Origin of the sequence: Lentiprolixibacter aurantiacus (assembly GCF_026241225.1) — a bacterium.
Classification (GTDB): Bacteria; Bacteroidota; Bacteroidia; order Flavobacteriales; family Flavobacteriaceae; genus Lentiprolixibacter; species Lentiprolixibacter aurantiacus.
In genome coordinates this window covers 848,568-864,943 of the sequence record NZ_JAPFQP010000001.1, presented here as the reverse complement: position 1 = coordinate 864,943, position 16,376 = coordinate 848,568, and the positions used below count along the sequence as shown (strand labels likewise).

Genomic DNA, 16,376 nt, shown 5'->3' with positions numbered 1-16,376 from the left:
TATGAAATTCAGGTTGAAATACTTTATTGTCCTCGTGGTCTTAGCCTCACTGGGTTCCATTATCTATGGCTTTTCTATAAAGGATGAGCAATTGCAGCTGGCTAATAAATACATAGGGTTTGGTACCGTTGGCCTGTTCCTGGTGGCTATGCCCCTGTTTCTGATAAAGGAAAGCAAAGGGAAAAAAGTGAAAGATTATATGCTGACCGATGAAAACATCCGGAAAATGCGGGAGAAAAAGGAAAAAAGGAGGCAGGATAAGTAATTATTTAATTTTCCTTGCGGGGTTCCCCATTTATTGTAGTACCTTCGAATATTATTATTTTAAATTTTTTACATGACTGGAACAGTTAAATTTTTCAATGAATCCAAAGGTTATGGGTTCATTACCAACGATGAAACCGGTAAGGACATTTTTGTTCATGTTACGGCATTGAACGGGGTGGAGCTTAGAGAAGGCAACAAAGTAGAATACCAAGAAGAAGAAGGAAGAAAAGGTGTGGTCGCTGCACAAGTGCAGGTGATCGGCTAATATATTTTATTTTGATTGAACACGGCCCCGGGATTTTCCCGGGGTTTTTTTATTAGTTGAGGTTGCGCTTTTGAATAAAAAACCGCTTGATCAACTCCCCGGCTTCTTCCTCCATTAAACCTCCAAGAAGTTCGGTTTTGGGATGCAGCTGTCCACCCATCACAGTGAAGCCACGCTGCGGGTCATAAGCCCCGAAAACTACCCTGGCAATCTGACTCCAGTACAGCGCCCCGGCACACATCTGACAGGGTTCCAGGGTTACATATAAGGTACAGTCGTACAGGTATTTTCCCCCCAAAAAATTGGAAGCTGCAGTAATGGCCTGCATTTCAGCATGTGCGGTAACATCGTGCAACTGTTCGGTAAGGTTATGGCCCCGGGCTATGATCCGGTCTTTTACGACAATTACAGCTCCTATGGGCACCTCCCCCTTCTCAAATGCTATCTCTGCCTCCTGAAGGGCCTTCTTCATAAAATAGGTGTCGTCCAGCTTGAATTCCATACCTGCAAAAGTACCACTTTTAGGGAAGAGACTCCCCGGCAGGGAAATCGAATTTAACGTACCTTTATGCCCGCTGATGAAACTGCTGGAACACATAAATGGGGTAGATGACCTGAGAAAGCTCAAGCCGGAAGAACTTCCTGTGCTGGCCGGGGAATTAAGACGATTTATTATTGATGTTGTGTCGGCAAAACAAGGGCATTTAGGGGCTAGCCTGGGGGTTGTGGAGCTTACCATAGCCCTCCATTATTGTTACAACACCCCCCATGATAAACTCATCTGGGATGTGGGGCATCAGGCATACGGACACAAGATCCTCACAGGCCGTAAAGGCGATTTTGAAAGCCTCAGGCAGATCGGTGGCATCAGCGGCTTCCCCAGTCGTTCAGAAAGTGATTTCGATCCCTTCGGGACCGGGCACAGTTCCACTTCCATTTCGGCAATACTGGGCATGGCTATTTCCTCACAATTACAGGGGAATGCAGGGCGAAAACATATTGCCGTAATCGGGGATGCCTCAATTGCCAGCGGGATGGCATTTGAAGGACTGAACCACACGGGTGTGGCCAATGCCGATGTGCTTATTGTGCTTAATGACAATGCCATTGGAATAGACCCCAGTGTAGGTGCACTCAAGAATTACCTCAGTCGCACCAAAGAGGGCTCAATTAAAGAGGAACATTTTTTCGAATCCCTGAACCTGCATTACACAGGACCTGTAGACGGGCACGACCTTCCCGGCCTGCTCCATGTCCTGGATGAAATGAAAGGTATTAAAGGGCCAAAACTACTGCATGTAACCACTGTAAAAGGCAAAGGCCTCAAAAAGGCTGAGGAGGACCAGGTTACCTATCATGCTCCGGGAAGGTTCGACAAACAGACCGGAGACCTGATCTCCGGGAACGTATCGGAGATCCCAAAATTCCAGGATGTTTTTGGCCACACTATTGTAACCCTCGCCAGAAAAAATGAGCGCATTGTTGGAATAACCCCTGCTATGCCTACCGGAAGTTCCCTGAAGTTTATGATGGACGAAATCCCGGAAAGGGCTTTTGATGTGGGCATTGCCGAACAACATGCGGTAACCCTGGCCGCAGGAATGGCTGCCGATGGCCTTATCCCGTTCTGCAATATATATTCTACCTTCCTGCAACGAGCCTATGACCAGGTAGTACACGATGTTGCCTTGCAAAACCTGCCGGTGGTATTCTGTCTGGATCGTGCCGGATTGGTTGGGGAAGATGGTGCCACACACCATGGGATATACGATATTGCCTGCCTCAGATGCATCCCCAATATGGTGATCTGCTCGCCCATGAACGAAGTGGAACTGCGCCATATGCTATATACGGCCCAAATGGGGCTGTCACATCCCATCGCGATCCGATATCCCAGGGGACGAGGGGTGACTAAAGATTGGGAACAACCTTTTGAAGAAGTTATTCCGGGAACAGGCCGCTGCCTGAAAAAAGGCAGTGAAATTGCGGTTTTGAGCCTTGGCCCTATTGGAAATACGGTACGTCAGGTTTTGGAGCATCCTGAGCTCGATGGCAAAGCAAGCCATTACGACATGCGTTTTGCAAAACCTCTGGATACCGTGCTTCTGGATAAAATTTTATCAACTTATCACACTATATTTACCGTCGAGGACGGGTGCATGGCCGGGGGTTTTGGCAGTGCAGTTCTGGAGTATGCCCAAAGTTGTAATAGTTCTGCAAAAATCAGGATCAAAGGGATTCCAGATGTATTCATTGAACACGGTCCTGTTGAAGAATTGCACAGACAGGGGGGAATAGATGCATTATCCCTTCAATCTGAATTTCTAAAAGCGCTTAATGAAGGTTAAATCAGCCAATTTTTTAGCTGCACTATTCCTGGGGATCATGGCTCTTCTGCCGCTGCAGTCGGTAGCCCAGGACAGTATTCCTCCCTTTCCCGAAGTGGATACAACCAAGGTAGATACCATTGTTATCCGCGCGCAACAATACAAAATAAAGATCATTCCCAGGGGGGTAAACCTTACCGTCCCCAAACTGACCTTCACAGGTACAAAACCGCTAATCAGGAGGAAGAAAAAATTCAGGGTCCCTTCGTTCTGGACCAGGGAAAATGAGTTCACCCTCAACCTGAGTGAAGTAGCATTCGTAAACTGGAATGCCGGTGGAGACAATTCTGTTTCTGCCCTGGGAGGACTTAAATTTGAGCGTAACTATAAATTCCGATACTTTCAGTGGGATAATTCCCTGGTAATCCGATACGGGGTAAACGCCCAGGAAGGAAGGCAGTTGCGTAAAACCGATGATGCAATCCGGCTAAGCTCCACCATTGGCTACCGCAAGGATACGCTGAATTACTGGTTTTATTCCGTCAAGGCCAATTTCAACACCCAGATTTCCAATGGATTCAAATATCCGGACAGAAGTACCCCCATATCTCGTTTTATGGCCCCGGGCTATTTGTTTTTCGGAGCGGGAACTTCTTACATCCCTGAAGGAAAAGGGTTTAACCTCTACCTCTCCCCTACCTCGCTGAAGGCTACTTTTGTGCTAGACCAGGATCTGGCCAACGATGGTGCCTTCGGGGTTAAAAAAGCCATTCGTGACGATGCGGGTAATATTATTACTCCTGGAGAAAATACTTTTATTGAATTTGGGATACTCATTAACAATACCTGGAAAAAGGAAATCGGGAAAAATATGGTTCTGGACCACCGATTGAACCTTTACACAGATTACCTGCGTTCCTTTGGCAATGTGGATATCGACTGGGAATTAAACCTCAATCTGAAGGTAAATGAATACATCAAGGCGAATATCGGGACACAAATTATCTATGATGACGATATCCTATTCAATGAAGTGAAGGCAGATGACGGATCAATTGTTGACCCGGGGCAACCCAGGATACAATTCAGGCAACTGCTGGGCGTTGGCCTCGCCTATAATTTCTAAAGCGTTTTACCCGTAATTTTATTGTGGATGTGCACGGCCGCCCCGTCTGACAAGCTGGCCACATAGCATGAAGTATTCAGCAGAATTTCATAAACACTACCCGAAGAATTTCTGAAAACCGGAGGAAGCAAGCCTATCATCAAACGATCGTAATTGGAGGCATTTCCCTCCTTGTCCCTAGTCAATGCATCTGTAAATACCTCCAGTATATCGGCCAGGATCCTGTAGCCGGCTATTTCCTTTTCGATCACCTCATCTGATCGGTAAATACGCTCTACACTAAGGTCAATTATATCGGCTATCTGGGCTTTGTACTGACTGCGATCCAGCAATGCAGTATCAAATATACCGTTTAGTATTTTATCTTCATTTTCCATAAAAATACGCACCGCATCCGCAATAAGGGTATTAATCGCCAAAGCACGCAGGTAACTCAGGCGGTCCTGCATATGCACCAAATTATTATACTTATTGGTATTTATGCTGTCTTTGACTAGTTTTATGAGATATTCCAGGGCATATTCCTCGGGAATTAATCCCAGGTTGATACCATCCTCGAAATCAATGATGGTGTAGCAAATGTCATCCGCAGCTTCAACCAGAAAAGTCAGGGGATGACGGGAATACGAGTTGTCCCCTGTCCTACCCCGTGATTCCAGGCCGAGTTCTTCTGCCAGTTCTCTGAAGAAATCTGCCTGCGTTTGAAAAAATCCGTATTTCTTATCTGCTATGTGTTTCGTGGGCTTTTTGGGTAACGACTCTTTGGGATATTTGGTAAAAGCACCTAAGGTGGCATAACTAAGCCTCAAACCACCGGATACTCCCTCGCGGGATTCCGTCAGCAGTTTGAACCCATTGGCGTTGCCCTCAAAACTTATAAGGTCCTCATATTCCTTGTCAGTCAGGGCATCCCGGTAGCGACTACCCGAACCAGATGAAAAATATTCACCGATGGCCTTCTCCCCGCTGTGACCGAAGGGCGGATTACCAATGTCGTGTGCCAGGGCAGCCGCAGCTACAATGGCACCAAAATCATTGTACTGATAGCCATGGGTTTCTTCAAGATATGGGTGAACACGCAGCAGCTCTTTACCCACCAGTCGGCCAAGGCTCCTGCCCACCACGGAAACCTCCAGGCTATGGGTGAGTCGGGTATGCACAAAATCGGTTTTGGAAAGCGGAATTACCTGTGTTTTATCCTGCAAACTCCGGAAGGCTGCGGAGAAGATCACCCGGTCGTAATCCACTTCAAACCCCAGTCTGGTTGGGTCCTGTTCCTTTCGTAATCGTTTGTTTCTATCCCCGAATCGCTTTAGAGAAAGCAGTTGTTCCCAGTTCATGAAAGTTCTTTAAAACCGCAAGTTACATCTTTTAATCTCTAATAGGATGAAGGGTATTTCTTACGCCTTAACACTGGCTTAATCACATAACTTTTTGATAACACAAAGTATATAAAGGTTTAACCTGCAGGTAACGGGACCTTTACACCCTCAGTCTTTCTTTGCCGCAGAAATTGAACATTCAGCTTAATGAGATTATTACTAACCTCAGTATTAATTTGTTTCACGGTTTTCACTTTTGCCCAACAAAACGGAAGCATAGTAGGGAAACTTACTGATAAGGATGTTAACAACGAACCCCTGGCCTTTGCCAATGTATTGATTAAAGGCACTTCCAAGGGCACTACTTCAGACTTCGACGGGTTATACGAAATACCAGCTGTAGAACCCGGCACTTACACCCTGGTTTTTAGTTTCCTGGGATATGAAACCCTGGAAATTCCCAATGTTGTGGTAGAGGCAGATAAGGTTACTCAGGTGAATGCCGCTTTAGGAGCAGGAAGCGTTAGTCTGGACGAGGTGGTGATTACTACTTCCACAAGAAAGGACTCGGAAATAGCACTTCTTCTGGAACAGAAGAAATCCCTGGTAATGCAGGAAGCCATTAGTGCAGAAGCACTTAGCCTTAAAGGGATTGACGATGCGGCAGGAGCCGTTGCACAGATCTCCGGGATCTCCAAACAACAGGGATCCAGTAACGTTTACGTAAGAGGTTTGGGAGATCGTTACCAGACTACTACCCTGAACGGCTTATCCCTGCCCTCCAATGATGTCAATAAAAAGAACATCAACCTTGATTTATTTACGTCAGGCATTATCGAAAATGTTGCAGTAAGCAAGGCCTATGCCTCATCTTTCTATGGGGACTTTGCGGCAGGAAATGTAAATATTACCTCCAAGGATTATACCGGTGACGGATATCTGGAGGTCTCACTTGGAAGTGGACAGAATTCTAATGCGGCCGGTGAAGATTTTGTTAGGAGTGAAGGACCGAGCAACTTCGGTTTTTATAACCGCTATGACAACAATCCTTTTGCAATTATTCTGTCACACGGGGTTGACCCCCAGAGTGCATGGGATCCCATCAACTTTTCCGGTGCCATTGAAGGAGGGTATTCGTATAGTTTTGGTGAGGCCTCCCGATTGAGTTTTTTCGGTGCGGCCAGTTTTAGCAATGGCTATGAAATTTGGGAAGGCCCTGCTCGGGACTTTACCAATGTACTGAAAATAGATTTTCCCAACGTACGGGAATACGCCTATAAAACCACCACCACGGCCCTTGGAAATGTTGGCTATCGCATAAATGAAAATCACAAGGTAAATTTCAACTCCTTGTTCATAAATAGCTCATCAGATGCCGTAGGATACTATGGAATTGAAGGCCGCGGTACCAATAGAGATGCCATAATTGATACAGACCAGGGATTCTACGTTATGAATGTTCAGTTCAACCAGGATATGATCTTCGTAAACCAATTGACGGGAACCCACAAGTTTGATGACAAAATAACACTGGACTGGGGAACCGGTTTTAACAAAGTATTCTCTGACGAACCCGACCGTAAGCGGTTCACTTTGGAAAACTACCAGTTAGCCCTGGACAATGATCCGGGAACTAATCCTGTTTTCTACACCAATATCGCTTTTGACAACCAGCGGTTTTTCCAAATTATTGAGGACGATGAATTAAACAGCTTTTTAAATCTGGGCTTTAACTTGTCTGAACAGGTCACGCTGAACTTTGGCTATAATGGGAAAAGGAAAGAACGCAAGTTTAACAGTATTCGTTACGGATACGAAATCCATGACCGGGATAACACCCCTGTAACCGATGTAAACAATTTCAACGCCATCTTCAATTTAGAAAACATAAATATCCCAGATGGCAATGGCTTGTACGACCTGATCGTACTGAATCCTATTAGCAATGAGATCGGGAACCGAAACCGTCCAGGTCTTTCAGAAAATACCTATAAGGGAACACTGAACGTGCATGGACTTTATGCAAGCGCCCAGATATCCCTCGGAGAAAAATGGGGCATTGTTCCCGGTATACGGGTAGAGTCCTTTGCCCAGGATGTGGTCTATGATGTAATCAACATCCGGCCGGACGATCCGGGAGAAAGGAACGTATATGAAAACATATTCCTGCCCAGTTTGAATGTTAGATATGCCTTAAATGAGGACAGTAATTTACGCTTTGCTTTCAGCAAAACAGCATCATTCCCTGAATTTAAGGAGGTAGCTCCCTTTGTTTATGAATCCGTTACCCAGCGGGTAGGAGGTAACCCTGACTTGCTTGGAGGGCTATCCGGAAATGGAGCTACCTATTCAGATGTATACAGCTTCGACCTGAAGTACGAATGGTTTATGGATCAGGGTGAAATTATTTCTCTGGCTGCCTTCGCCAAAACAATAAAAGATCCGGTAAACAGGGTAGTTGCAGCAGATGCTACAGGAACCCAAAGGTATTTCCGAACGGGAGAACAGGCAGAGGTGTACGGTATAGAACTGGAAGCAAGGAAAAACCTTTTATCTACTGCAGACGGCATAGGTGTTCTATCTCTGGGACTCAACGCAGCCTATACCAAAACAGAGCAGGATTTGGTGGACATTCCAGCTGGATCAGAAAACACTTTTGGAACATCCTTTGACCGTGATTCCGATGAACTGGAAGGAGCTTCTCCTTTCATTATGAATGCGGACATCAACTTCAGCCCGGTATTTGGCGAATACCGACCTAAAGCCACCCTGACTTACTCCTATTTCTCAGACCGCATCTTTTCGCTGGGGGCAGGGAGTCTTGGAAACATTGTTGAGAAATCGGTTCCCACTTTAAATTTTGTTTGGAGGAATTCCTTCGGCGAGCATTTTGAAGCCAATCTAAGTGCAACCAACTTACTGAATCCTGACATCTCTCTGGTAAGGGAAGGTACCGGAATTGGAGATATAGTAATACGAGAGTACAACCTTGGGGTTAACATAGGGCTAACCCTGAAATATAAATTATAATTCCATTTAAACTGAAAACGATGAAAAACAGATTGTTGTTAATTCTAGGACTTATTTCGTTATCGTTCATAGCATGCGAGCGAGACGATACCTCAGAAATTATCATTAATATTACTAACACCGGCGGAAATGAAGAACCTGGTGAAACAAGTGTAAATCTCAGTGGGGTTTATACCCAAGACCTAATCCTGGACCCTGAAGTAGAATACATTGTTACCGGCCCAGTATTAATGGCCAACGGTACCACATTGACCATTCCCGCTGGCATGACCATTAAGGCAGAACCTGTTGGTGTAAATGCATACATCGCTATTCAACAGGGAGCATCTATTAATGCCGTGGGTAATGCCAGCAACCCCATTGTATTGACTTCCAATGCCAGCTCACCATCCTCAGGTGACTGGGGTGGATTGGTGATTTGCGGTCGCGCACCTATCAACTCAACTCCAGATGGTTCTACGAATACCGCCACCTCTGAAGTAGGGGGTCTTTCCTATGGAGGTGATACCGCAGATGACAATTCCGGTAACATACAGTACCTGCGAATTGAATATGCCGGAGGTGCTATTGACGGTAATGCCGAGCTAAATGGCCTTTCCCTTTATGCAGTAGGTAACGGAACTACTATTGATTATGTTCAGGTATTTGAAGGTTCTGACGATGGAATAGAATTCTTTGGGGGTACGGTAAACGTAAGTCATGTTGCCATTGTAAACTCCGAAGATGATTCCATTGACTGGACCGAAGGCTATACGGGAACTTTAACTGATGTTTACGTACAGCACGGAGTTTCTCATGACAAAGCATTCGAATGCGACGGATATAACACCGATTTCAGTAACGAAGGGGGTTACTTCTCTGCACCGAATATCAACAATGTGACCGTGGTGGGAACTGCTGAAGCCGGAACTGAAGCGTTCCGTTTAAGGGAAGGAACGCAGGGCATTTTTACCAACATTGTGGTTACTGATTTTGAAGAGGCTTTTGACCTTGATGGAGATACAGGTGAAAACACTACAGGGCAAGGTGTTTTAGACGATCTTCTTCAGGTAGTTGATGTTACCTTTAATAATGTAGTAACCAAGCTTAAGAACGATACAGGATATACATTTACCGAAGCTGATTTTATCTCAGGGGAAGGTAACGGTACCGGAACAGACATTGCCACCTGGGGAGCAGGCTGGACCGTAGGAATAAATTAATATTAATTCTTTCTTACCATAAGCCCTGTTTGACAGGGCTTTTTTAATTACTGAATATTAATCCGCGGTTAACCTTTGGTTTACATACTTTTTCTTGATTTGTATTCAAATCAAATAATGATGAAAAAAACATTATTCTTATTTTTCACTTGTAGCGTGTTTCTTAACTACGCCCAAGAAAATGCCAGTATTAAGGGTAATATAATAGACCTTGAGGTTAATAACGAACCTTTAATTTTTGCAGATATTTATCTTCAGAACACAAATATTAGTACCCGGACTAATTTTCATGGGAATTTTGAATTGAATAATGTTAATCCCGGAAATTACACTTTGGTAGTACGCTATCTTGGTTATGATACACGGTTTATACCTATTTACCTTAAAGAAAGTGAACGTTTAGAAATCAACACCGGATTATCCGCTAAAAGACCGGATTTTGAGGAGTTAGATCTTGATAGCGTATCCAAAGATACTTCCGTTGAAGCCAAGTACAAGACAGATAAAAAGCCTTGATAAGACGGGTTGCATTCCTTCTATTAGGTAATCCCCTTTTAAATAAACTAAGAAAAAAGCAAACATCAATCATAACTGATGTTTGCTTTTTTATATTGGTTCTGCCCCTATTAGTGTTTGTCGACTAGCCGAGTTTTATTTGTTGATTCATTGATACTGGCAATGCTATTATTGTCATAAATGATCTCCTTAACTCCATCTTGCGACCAGAAAAACCATTTGCCGGTTTTGATTCCATTGTCATAGGAACCCTCGGTAATCTTCACTCCCTGTTCGTTATAACTGATCCATTTTCCATGTAACCTCCCTTCTAAATTGAAAGTGCCCTGTTGACTTACCTGATCATTATTATGATAATAAGTCACTTCTATAAGATTGGTCTCCTTATTTAGATGCTGTTCTTTTTTCTGTTGAGCATATGCCCCTGTCAGGGCAATAGCAAACATTAACAAAAATGTAAAATTCTTCATGGCGTCATACATCTTTTTACTAAAATCTAAGTTAAGGAATATTAACTTTATAAACACTTTTTCTTAACTATTTATTTACATACAAAACGCTGAAGTTCTATTCTTAGTACATCTACCAAAATCTCAATCCATTAAGTATTAATGATTATTTAATGTTTTGGTGACGCATGAATTACAATTATTCTAGAACATTGTGATGTATTTAAATACAGCTTTAGTTGATTCATAATATCTATTAGTTTTTGTCGACTATTTTATGAATGCTAAGAACTGCCTTTGGCCAAGGCAGTTTTTTCATTTTTAACATAATCATTTATTAACCTTCAATTAACAGGGGAGTAGGTTATTTGTACTTGACAAAAACTAATACATTATGAAGGCTAAAATCCTTATCCCTTTATTTCTGCTCTCCGTTTTCTCTAGTTTTTCACAAGAAGCCAATGCACCAGCATTTGGTAAAGGCCTGTTTAACCTGGTTGGCAAAGACAGCTCTTTTACAATGAAGATTGGCACCCGTATGCAATTTTTGACCGTTGCAGAATGGCAGGAAGGAGATGACGGTGGCTACGGAAATCCTGAGCAGAACTTCCTGATTCGCCGTGCCCGTCTAAAGTTTGATGGATTTGCTTTTACTCCAAAATTTAAATATAAAATTGAGCTTGGTCTTTCCAACAGAGATATTTCCGGGGTGTCTCCCTTTACCAGAAACACGCCAAGATACATTCTGGATGCCGTTGTAATGTGGAACTTCGCAGGCAATTTCGAGTTATGGGCGGGACAAACCAAGTTACCTGGCAATATTGAACGAGTAATTTCTTCTGGGAACCTTCAGCAAGTTGATCGTTCCTTAGTAAACAGCCGTTTTAATATTGACCGTGATGTGGGATTCCAACTGAGGCACCATTTTTATCTATCTGATAACTTCCTCATCCGAGAAAAACTCGCTTTTTCACAGGGAGAGGGCCGCAACGTAACTGAAGGAAACGAAGGAGGCCATCAATACACCGGCCGCCTGGAGTTCCTACCCTTTGGTCAATTTACAAAGAAAGGCGATTATAGCGGTAGTGACCTGGAGCGTGAGGAAAAGCCAAAACTAATGTTTGCCGTAAACTACGATATAAATCAGGATGCGGTAAAAACAAGAAGTAATTTGGGCTCCTACATGATAAATGACGTAGGGCTGTATGAAACCACAATTAACACCTTCTTTTTTGATGGTATGTTTAAATACAATGGTTTATCTTTTATGTGGGAATATGCGGAAAGGGATGCTGATGACCCCATTGCCAAAAATTCGGATGGAACCGAGACTGGGGATATTGTACAGGTAGGTAAGGGTATCAACCTCCAATCCGGATATTTGTTCAAGAATAACTGGGAGATTTCCGGAAGGTATACCAACATCAAACTGGATGAAGGTATAACCGGAAGATCTCCGGAAACCCAATATACCCTGGGGTTGTCCAAATATGTGGTTGGACACAAACTGAAAGTTCAATCAGATTTAAGTTATTTAACAGTTCAAAATGGCTCAGATGAACTGATGTTCAGGCTTCAATTAGACGTTCATTTTTAACATTAAATCATAACTTTTTACTAACCTTGCTAAAACACAGAGTTAGGATATTTGCTGATCAAAGTAAAATCGAATTATGGATAATATTTATTTGTTAATGATTATAGCCCTTGCCGCACTGGCGGTTGCAGATTTGGTGGTAGGGGTGAGCAACGATGCCGTAAACTTCCTGAATTCGGCCATTGGATCCAAGGCTATTTCATTCAGGACTTTGATGGTAGTGGCCAGCTTAGGGATTGCCTGTGGTGCTATTTTTTCTAGTGGTATGATGGAGGTAGCTCGTAAAGGTATATTTAACCCTGGCGAATTTATGTTTGCCGAGATAATGTTCATCTTCATGGCCGTAATGATTACAGACATACTGCTATTGGACTTTTTCAATACGCTTGGTATGCCAACATCTACCACGGTTTCCATTGTATTTGAATTGCTGGGGGCTGCAGTGGCTATGTCACTGCTTAAAATAGCTTCAGCCGGCGATAGCTTTTCGGAATTAATCAATTATATCAACACCGAAAAGGCCCTTCAAATCATCCTGGGAATCCTTTTATCTGTTGTGGTGGCATTTACCATCGGGGCAATCGTACAATGGATTTCAAGGGTTCTGCTTTCATACGATTTTGAGAAAAAGGCCAAATGGGTAGGTGCTATTTTTGGTGGTGTTGCCCTTTCTGCCATAACCTATTTCATTTTTATGAAGGGGATTAAAGGGACTCCTTTTGCAGGAGAAACCTACTCCCTTATCGGAGGGATGACCATTAAAGATTTTCTGGAAGAAAAAGTGTTCACCATAGTGCTGATTAGTTTTGCATTCTGGTCCGTTCTTTCCTTCTTGCTTATTACGCTCACCAGAACAAATATTTACAAATTGATTATAGGCGTGGGCACCTTTGCCCTTGCACTTGCTTTTGCAGGAAATGACCTTGTAAATTTTATTGGAGTACCCATTGCAGCATACCAGTCCTATGAAGCCTGGATGGCCTCAGGAATTGCTGCATCGGAATTCAGCATGGACGTCTTAGCTTCCAAAGTGCCGACTCCAACCGTTTTGCTTGTTATCTCCGGTTTAATTATGGTGGTTACCCTTTGGCTATCCAAGAAAGCCAGATATGTAACCGAAACTGAAATAAACCTGGCGCGTACAGGGGAAGCCAGAGAGCGGTTTCAGCCCAATAATATTTCCCGCGCCCTGGTAAGGTTTTCAATTTTAACTTCTAAATATACGGCAACGGTAATCCCTAATTCAGTTCTTGAAAAGATAGATAAGAGGTTTACAAAACCCGTTATCCATCTGCCAAAAGGGAAAGTCCATGAATATCCGGCATTTGATATGGTGCGTGCTGCTGTTAACCTCATGGTGGCTGGGATCCTTATTTCCATAGCTACATCATATAAATTACCCCTGTCTACCACCTATGTGACGTTCATGGTGGCAATGGGAACCTCTCTGGCTGACAGGGCATGGGGGAGTGAAAGTGCTGTTTATCGGGTAGCCGGCGTGCTGAATGTAATTGGAGGCTGGTTTGCCACGGCAATAGTTGCCTTCATTGCCTCCGGTGTAATCCTTACTATTATCAGCTTCGGTAAAGGCGCCGCAATTGCCGTATTACTTTTTATTGCCATTTTACTACTGGTCCGAAATTATATCAGCCATAGCAAAAAGACCCGGGCCATTCGTGCTGAGGATTCCCTATTGCGTGCAGAAAGCAGTTCTATTCAGGGAGTAATCGAGGAAAGTGCCCAGAATATTTCCAATGTCATGAAGCGAAGCAGCAAACTGTATCGCCATAGTATAGATGGGCTGGCCAGGCAAGACCTCGATTATCTGAAAAAGAACAAGAAAAACGTTTCTAAGCTATCTGCAGAGATCGATGACCTACGCGATCATCTCTTTTACTTTATCAAGAATTTAGAGGAAAGCAGCCTGGAAGCAAGTAATTTTTACATAAATATTCTGGACTATCTAACAGATATGACCCAGTCTTTAGAATACATTACAAAGATCAGCCATAAACACGTTAACAACAATCATAAGAAATTAAAATACAATCAGATCAAAGAACTTACTGATATTAATCAGGACCTTGAATCTTTGCTGAGCAGAACAAAAAACGCTTTTGACAATCGTTCTTTTGAGGAGATCGGCGAAATCCTCAATCAAAAGCATGACCTATACAAAACAGTTACAGACAAAATAGAGAAGCAAATTGCAAGGACAAGAACTGAGGAATCTAGTCCTAAAAACACAACTTTGTATTTTTCTTTATTGCTTGAGACAAAAGATTTAATGGAGTCAACAATGAATCTGCTGGAGCTTTACTACGCCCGTTATGACAGTAGTATCGAGCCGGCAACAATCGAGGACCCTTCATAAAAATCTTCGAAATATGCCAATGGAGTATCAGCGGAATTCTATTAGGATATCCTGATGCTCCATTTGTTATTATATCAAGCTACATCTTTTAATTCATCTTGCCCCTCATTAACAAAAAGCGGATCCCGAGCACCGTATAGTAATTCGGCTACAGCAATTAACTTTCTTATAAGATCATTTACAAGGTCATGATCATTCACAAGAGAGGATGCCATATCTGTTGTTATAAGTTCCTCGCGTATAAGTTTATCTATGGCCAGGTTCCCCTTCTTAATATTTTCCTTGGCTTCCCGCTTCAATGAACTAAGTTTCTTACGGTAAAGCTCTTTCTCTTCCTCTGTCCTAAAAAGATAAATAACACGCAAAACCCTAACAACTGATTTTCTGAACTGGTTGTACTCTTCACGTATATATTTGTTTTCGGAATTGAGAAATCGAGTAACATTCCTGTTGAGTTCTCCAACATCCCTTATAATTTCTACCATCCGCCGATTGGCGAGTTTTATTTCCATAATCCTGTTATTCTGAGCCCGCGTCAGTTTTAACTCACTTTGTGCCCTTGTAGCATAACGGATAATCTCCCCGTAGATGTTTTTTACCTTACTCAGGTACAGTGCACGAACATCCGTTTTAAAATCTTTCATTGATTTACTTATCACTTTTCTAGCCTTCAGGTCAGACATAATATCCGCTCGATGGATATTCAACGCGTGGGCAACGATTTCATAAACAGCATTCTTGTAAAGGTATTTCGACTCCCTGATAAGGGTGGCAATAGCTGTTTCAGGATATTGCAGCATGTCATCGTTGAGGTATTTTGGTTCATCAATTGCTCTTTCAGGTGGAATAATCTCTGGCACTGTCTTCTCAACTAGCCAGGCCATCGGCTTGATAAACCATACTAAAAGCAAAGTATTGGTAATGTTGAACACTGTATGGAACAGTGATATTGCAATCGGAATAGCTGCTAGTTCAAGGTAAGGGGAGGGTGATCCCAGTTCTTGAACTAACCAGCTGATCGCATAAAGAAATGGATAGAACAGGATCAGCATCCAAATTACCCCAACGATATTAAAAATGAGATGGGCCCTGGCCGTTCGCTTCGCCTGGTAATTGGCTACAATAGCCGCAATATTTGCAGTAATGGTTGTCCCTATATTTTCACCCAGCACCATGGCAGCGGCCAGGTCAAATGGAATCCAGCCTTCGGCTGTCATCAATAAGGTAAGGGCCATGGTGGCGCTGGAAGATTGTATCAGGATAGTGAGGACGGTGCCCAGGATCATAAACAGGAGCACTGAAAAGAATCCTATATCTGTATATGGCCTTAAAAAATCTAGTATGGCCGGGTTTTCATTAATGTTGGGCATGGCATCCTTCAGGAATTGCAAACCGATGAACAGGACGGCAAACCCTACTACAAAGACTCCCCAGTTTTGCAAACGCTCTCTTTTGGAAAAAGTGAACAGCATGCCCATGCCTACCAGGGGAAGGGCTATTGAGCTCATACTCACCTTAAACCCGAGGATGGCAATGATCCATGCCGTTACCGTAGTCCCAATATTAGCGCCCATGATCACACTAATGGCCTCAGTAAGCGTCAGCAGGGAAGCGTTGGAAAAGCTTACAACCATCAGGGTGGTTGCCGAAGAGGACTGTATAACAGAGGTAATCAGGAACCCTGTGGTGATACCGAGAAAACGGTTCGAGGTCATGGTAGACAGAATGGTACGCATACGGTTACCTGCCAGCTTAAGCAAAGCATCACTCATCACCTTCATCCCAAACAGGAATAATCCCAGAGACCCAATTAATCGCAGTATGTCACCTATACCGTATTCCAAAACAGGCTACAATGAAACTTAATTGTTATCTAACCGTTAATTCAATGTAAAGTTAAA

13 protein-coding genes are annotated in these 16,376 nt (G+C 43.2%); 9 read left to right on the top strand and 4 right to left on the bottom strand.

Annotated elements, in window-relative coordinates; genetic code table 11:
• Nucleotide 1: 1 nt before the first annotated feature.
• Both OO016_RS03830 and OO016_RS03825 read left to right on the top strand, forming a co-directional pair.
• Nucleotides 2–265, top strand: coding sequence for a hypothetical protein (locus OO016_RS03830; RefSeq protein WP_266010976.1), 264 nt, complete (start codon nucleotides 2–4; stop codon nucleotides 263–265).
• Nucleotides 266–337: 72 nt separating this feature from the next.
• Nucleotides 338–532 (top strand): cold-shock protein, encoded by a 195-nt coding sequence (locus OO016_RS03825; RefSeq protein ID WP_266010974.1) that lies wholly within the window; start codon nucleotides 338–340, stop codon nucleotides 530–532.
• A gap of 52 nt (nucleotides 533–584) precedes the next feature.
• Here the strand turns inward: OO016_RS03825 and OO016_RS03820 are convergent, their stop codons facing one another.
• Nucleotides 585–1,034: a nucleoside deaminase gene (locus OO016_RS03820; protein ID WP_266011950.1), complete on the bottom strand. Its 450-nt coding sequence runs from the start codon at nucleotides 1,032–1,034 to the stop codon at nucleotides 585–587.
• A 76-nt stretch (nucleotides 1,035–1,110) separates the two neighbouring features.
• On the opposite strand from OO016_RS03820, the gene OO016_RS03815 reads away from it, so the two are divergent.
• Both OO016_RS03815 and OO016_RS03810 read left to right on the top strand, forming a co-directional pair.
• The gene (locus OO016_RS03815) at nucleotides 1,111–2,880 is read left to right on the top strand and encodes a 1-deoxy-D-xylulose-5-phosphate synthase (protein ID WP_266010972.1); all 1,770 of its coding nucleotides are present in this window, start codon (nucleotides 1,111–1,113) and stop codon (nucleotides 2,878–2,880) included.
• On the top strand, nucleotides 2,870–3,985 hold the full coding sequence (locus OO016_RS03810; RefSeq protein WP_266010970.1) for a DUF3078 domain-containing protein: 1,116 nt from the start codon (nucleotides 2,870–2,872) through the stop codon (nucleotides 3,983–3,985). Before OO016_RS03815 ends, OO016_RS03810 begins: the two co-directional genes overlap by 11 nt.
• Here the strand turns inward: OO016_RS03810 and dgt are convergent.
• Nucleotides 3,982–5,325 carry a dGTP triphosphohydrolase gene (dgt, locus tag OO016_RS03805; RefSeq protein WP_266010968.1) on the bottom strand — a complete coding sequence of 448 codons (1,344 nt, stop codon included), beginning with the start codon at nucleotides 5,323–5,325 and terminating at the stop codon, nucleotides 3,982–3,984. The genes OO016_RS03810 and dgt overlap by 4 nt on opposite strands.
• Nucleotides 5,326–5,514: 189 nt before the next feature.
• On the opposite strand from dgt, the gene OO016_RS03800 reads away from it, so the two are divergent.
• The 3 genes from OO016_RS03800 (at nucleotide 5,515) to OO016_RS03790 (ending at nucleotide 10,055) form a co-directional block, all read left to right on the top strand.
• Nucleotides 5,515–8,337: a TonB-dependent receptor gene (locus OO016_RS03800; protein ID WP_266010967.1), complete on the top strand. Its 2,823-nt coding sequence runs from the start codon at nucleotides 5,515–5,517 to the stop codon at nucleotides 8,335–8,337.
• Between the two features lie 20 nt (nucleotides 8,338–8,357).
• Complete coding sequence (locus OO016_RS03795; protein ID WP_266010966.1) at nucleotides 8,358–9,539, top strand: beta-helix domain-containing protein; 1,182 nt, start codon at nucleotides 8,358–8,360, stop codon at nucleotides 9,537–9,539.
• 120 nt (nucleotides 9,540–9,659) lie between these two features.
• Nucleotides 9,660–10,055 carry a carboxypeptidase-like regulatory domain-containing protein gene (locus OO016_RS03790; protein ID WP_266010963.1) on the top strand — a complete coding sequence of 132 codons (396 nt, stop codon included), beginning with the start codon at nucleotides 9,660–9,662 and terminating at the stop codon, nucleotides 10,053–10,055.
• 110 nt (nucleotides 10,056–10,165) lie between these two features.
• Here the strand turns inward: OO016_RS03790 and OO016_RS03785 are convergent, their stop codons facing one another.
• On the bottom strand, nucleotides 10,166–10,525 hold the full coding sequence (locus OO016_RS03785) for a toxin-antitoxin system YwqK family antitoxin (protein ID WP_266010961.1): 360 nt from the start codon (nucleotides 10,523–10,525) through the stop codon (nucleotides 10,166–10,168).
• Between the two features lie 373 nt (nucleotides 10,526–10,898).
• On the opposite strand from OO016_RS03785, the gene OO016_RS03780 reads away from it, so the two are divergent.
• Together OO016_RS03780 and OO016_RS03775 are read left to right on the top strand one after the other, a co-directional pair.
• Nucleotides 10,899–12,101, top strand: a complete 1,203-nt coding sequence (locus OO016_RS03780; protein ID WP_266010959.1) for a porin — start codon at nucleotides 10,899–10,901, stop codon at nucleotides 12,099–12,101.
• 76 nt (nucleotides 12,102–12,177) lie between these two features.
• Nucleotides 12,178–14,475 carry an inorganic phosphate transporter gene (locus OO016_RS03775; RefSeq protein WP_266010957.1) on the top strand — a complete coding sequence of 766 codons (2,298 nt, stop codon included), beginning with the start codon at nucleotides 12,178–12,180 and terminating at the stop codon, nucleotides 14,473–14,475.
• A 74-nt stretch (nucleotides 14,476–14,549) separates the two neighbouring features.
• Here the strand turns inward: OO016_RS03775 and OO016_RS03770 are convergent, their stop codons facing one another.
• The gene (locus OO016_RS03770) at nucleotides 14,550–16,319 is read right to left on the bottom strand and encodes a Na/Pi cotransporter family protein (protein ID WP_266010955.1); all 1,770 of its coding nucleotides are present in this window, start codon (nucleotides 16,317–16,319) and stop codon (nucleotides 14,550–14,552) included.
• Nucleotides 16,320–16,376: the final 57 nt, after the last annotated feature.

Bases quoted from the DNA above. Each gene is read 5' to 3' on its own strand.
- OO016_RS03830 (WP_266010976.1), top strand. From the start codon at position 2: ATGAAATTCAGGTTGAAATACTTTATTGTCCTCGTGGTCTTAGCCTCA.
- OO016_RS03825 (WP_266010974.1), top strand. From the start codon at position 338: ATGACTGGAACAGTTAAATTTTTCAATGAATCCAAAGGTTATGGGTTC.
- OO016_RS03820 (WP_266011950.1), bottom strand. From the start codon at position 1,034: ATGGAATTCAAGCTGGACGACACCTATTTTATGAAGAAGGCCCTTCAG.
- OO016_RS03815 (WP_266010972.1), top strand. From the start codon at position 1,111: ATGAAACTGCTGGAACACATAAATGGGGTAGATGACCTGAGAAAGCTC.
- OO016_RS03810 (WP_266010970.1), top strand. From the start codon at position 2,870: ATGAAGGTTAAATCAGCCAATTTTTTAGCTGCACTATTCCTGGGGATC.
- dgt (WP_266010968.1), bottom strand. From the start codon at position 5,325: ATGAACTGGGAACAACTGCTTTCTCTAAAGCGATTCGGGGATAGAAAC.
- OO016_RS03800 (WP_266010967.1), top strand. From the start codon at position 5,515: ATGAGATTATTACTAACCTCAGTATTAATTTGTTTCACGGTTTTCACT.
- OO016_RS03795 (WP_266010966.1), top strand. From the start codon at position 8,358: ATGAAAAACAGATTGTTGTTAATTCTAGGACTTATTTCGTTATCGTTC.
- OO016_RS03790 (WP_266010963.1), top strand. From the start codon at position 9,660: ATGAAAAAAACATTATTCTTATTTTTCACTTGTAGCGTGTTTCTTAAC.
- OO016_RS03785 (WP_266010961.1), bottom strand. From the start codon at position 10,525: ATGAAGAATTTTACATTTTTGTTAATGTTTGCTATTGCCCTGACAGGG.
- OO016_RS03780 (WP_266010959.1), top strand. From the start codon at position 10,899: ATGAAGGCTAAAATCCTTATCCCTTTATTTCTGCTCTCCGTTTTCTCT.
- OO016_RS03775 (WP_266010957.1), top strand. From the start codon at position 12,178: ATGGATAATATTTATTTGTTAATGATTATAGCCCTTGCCGCACTGGCG.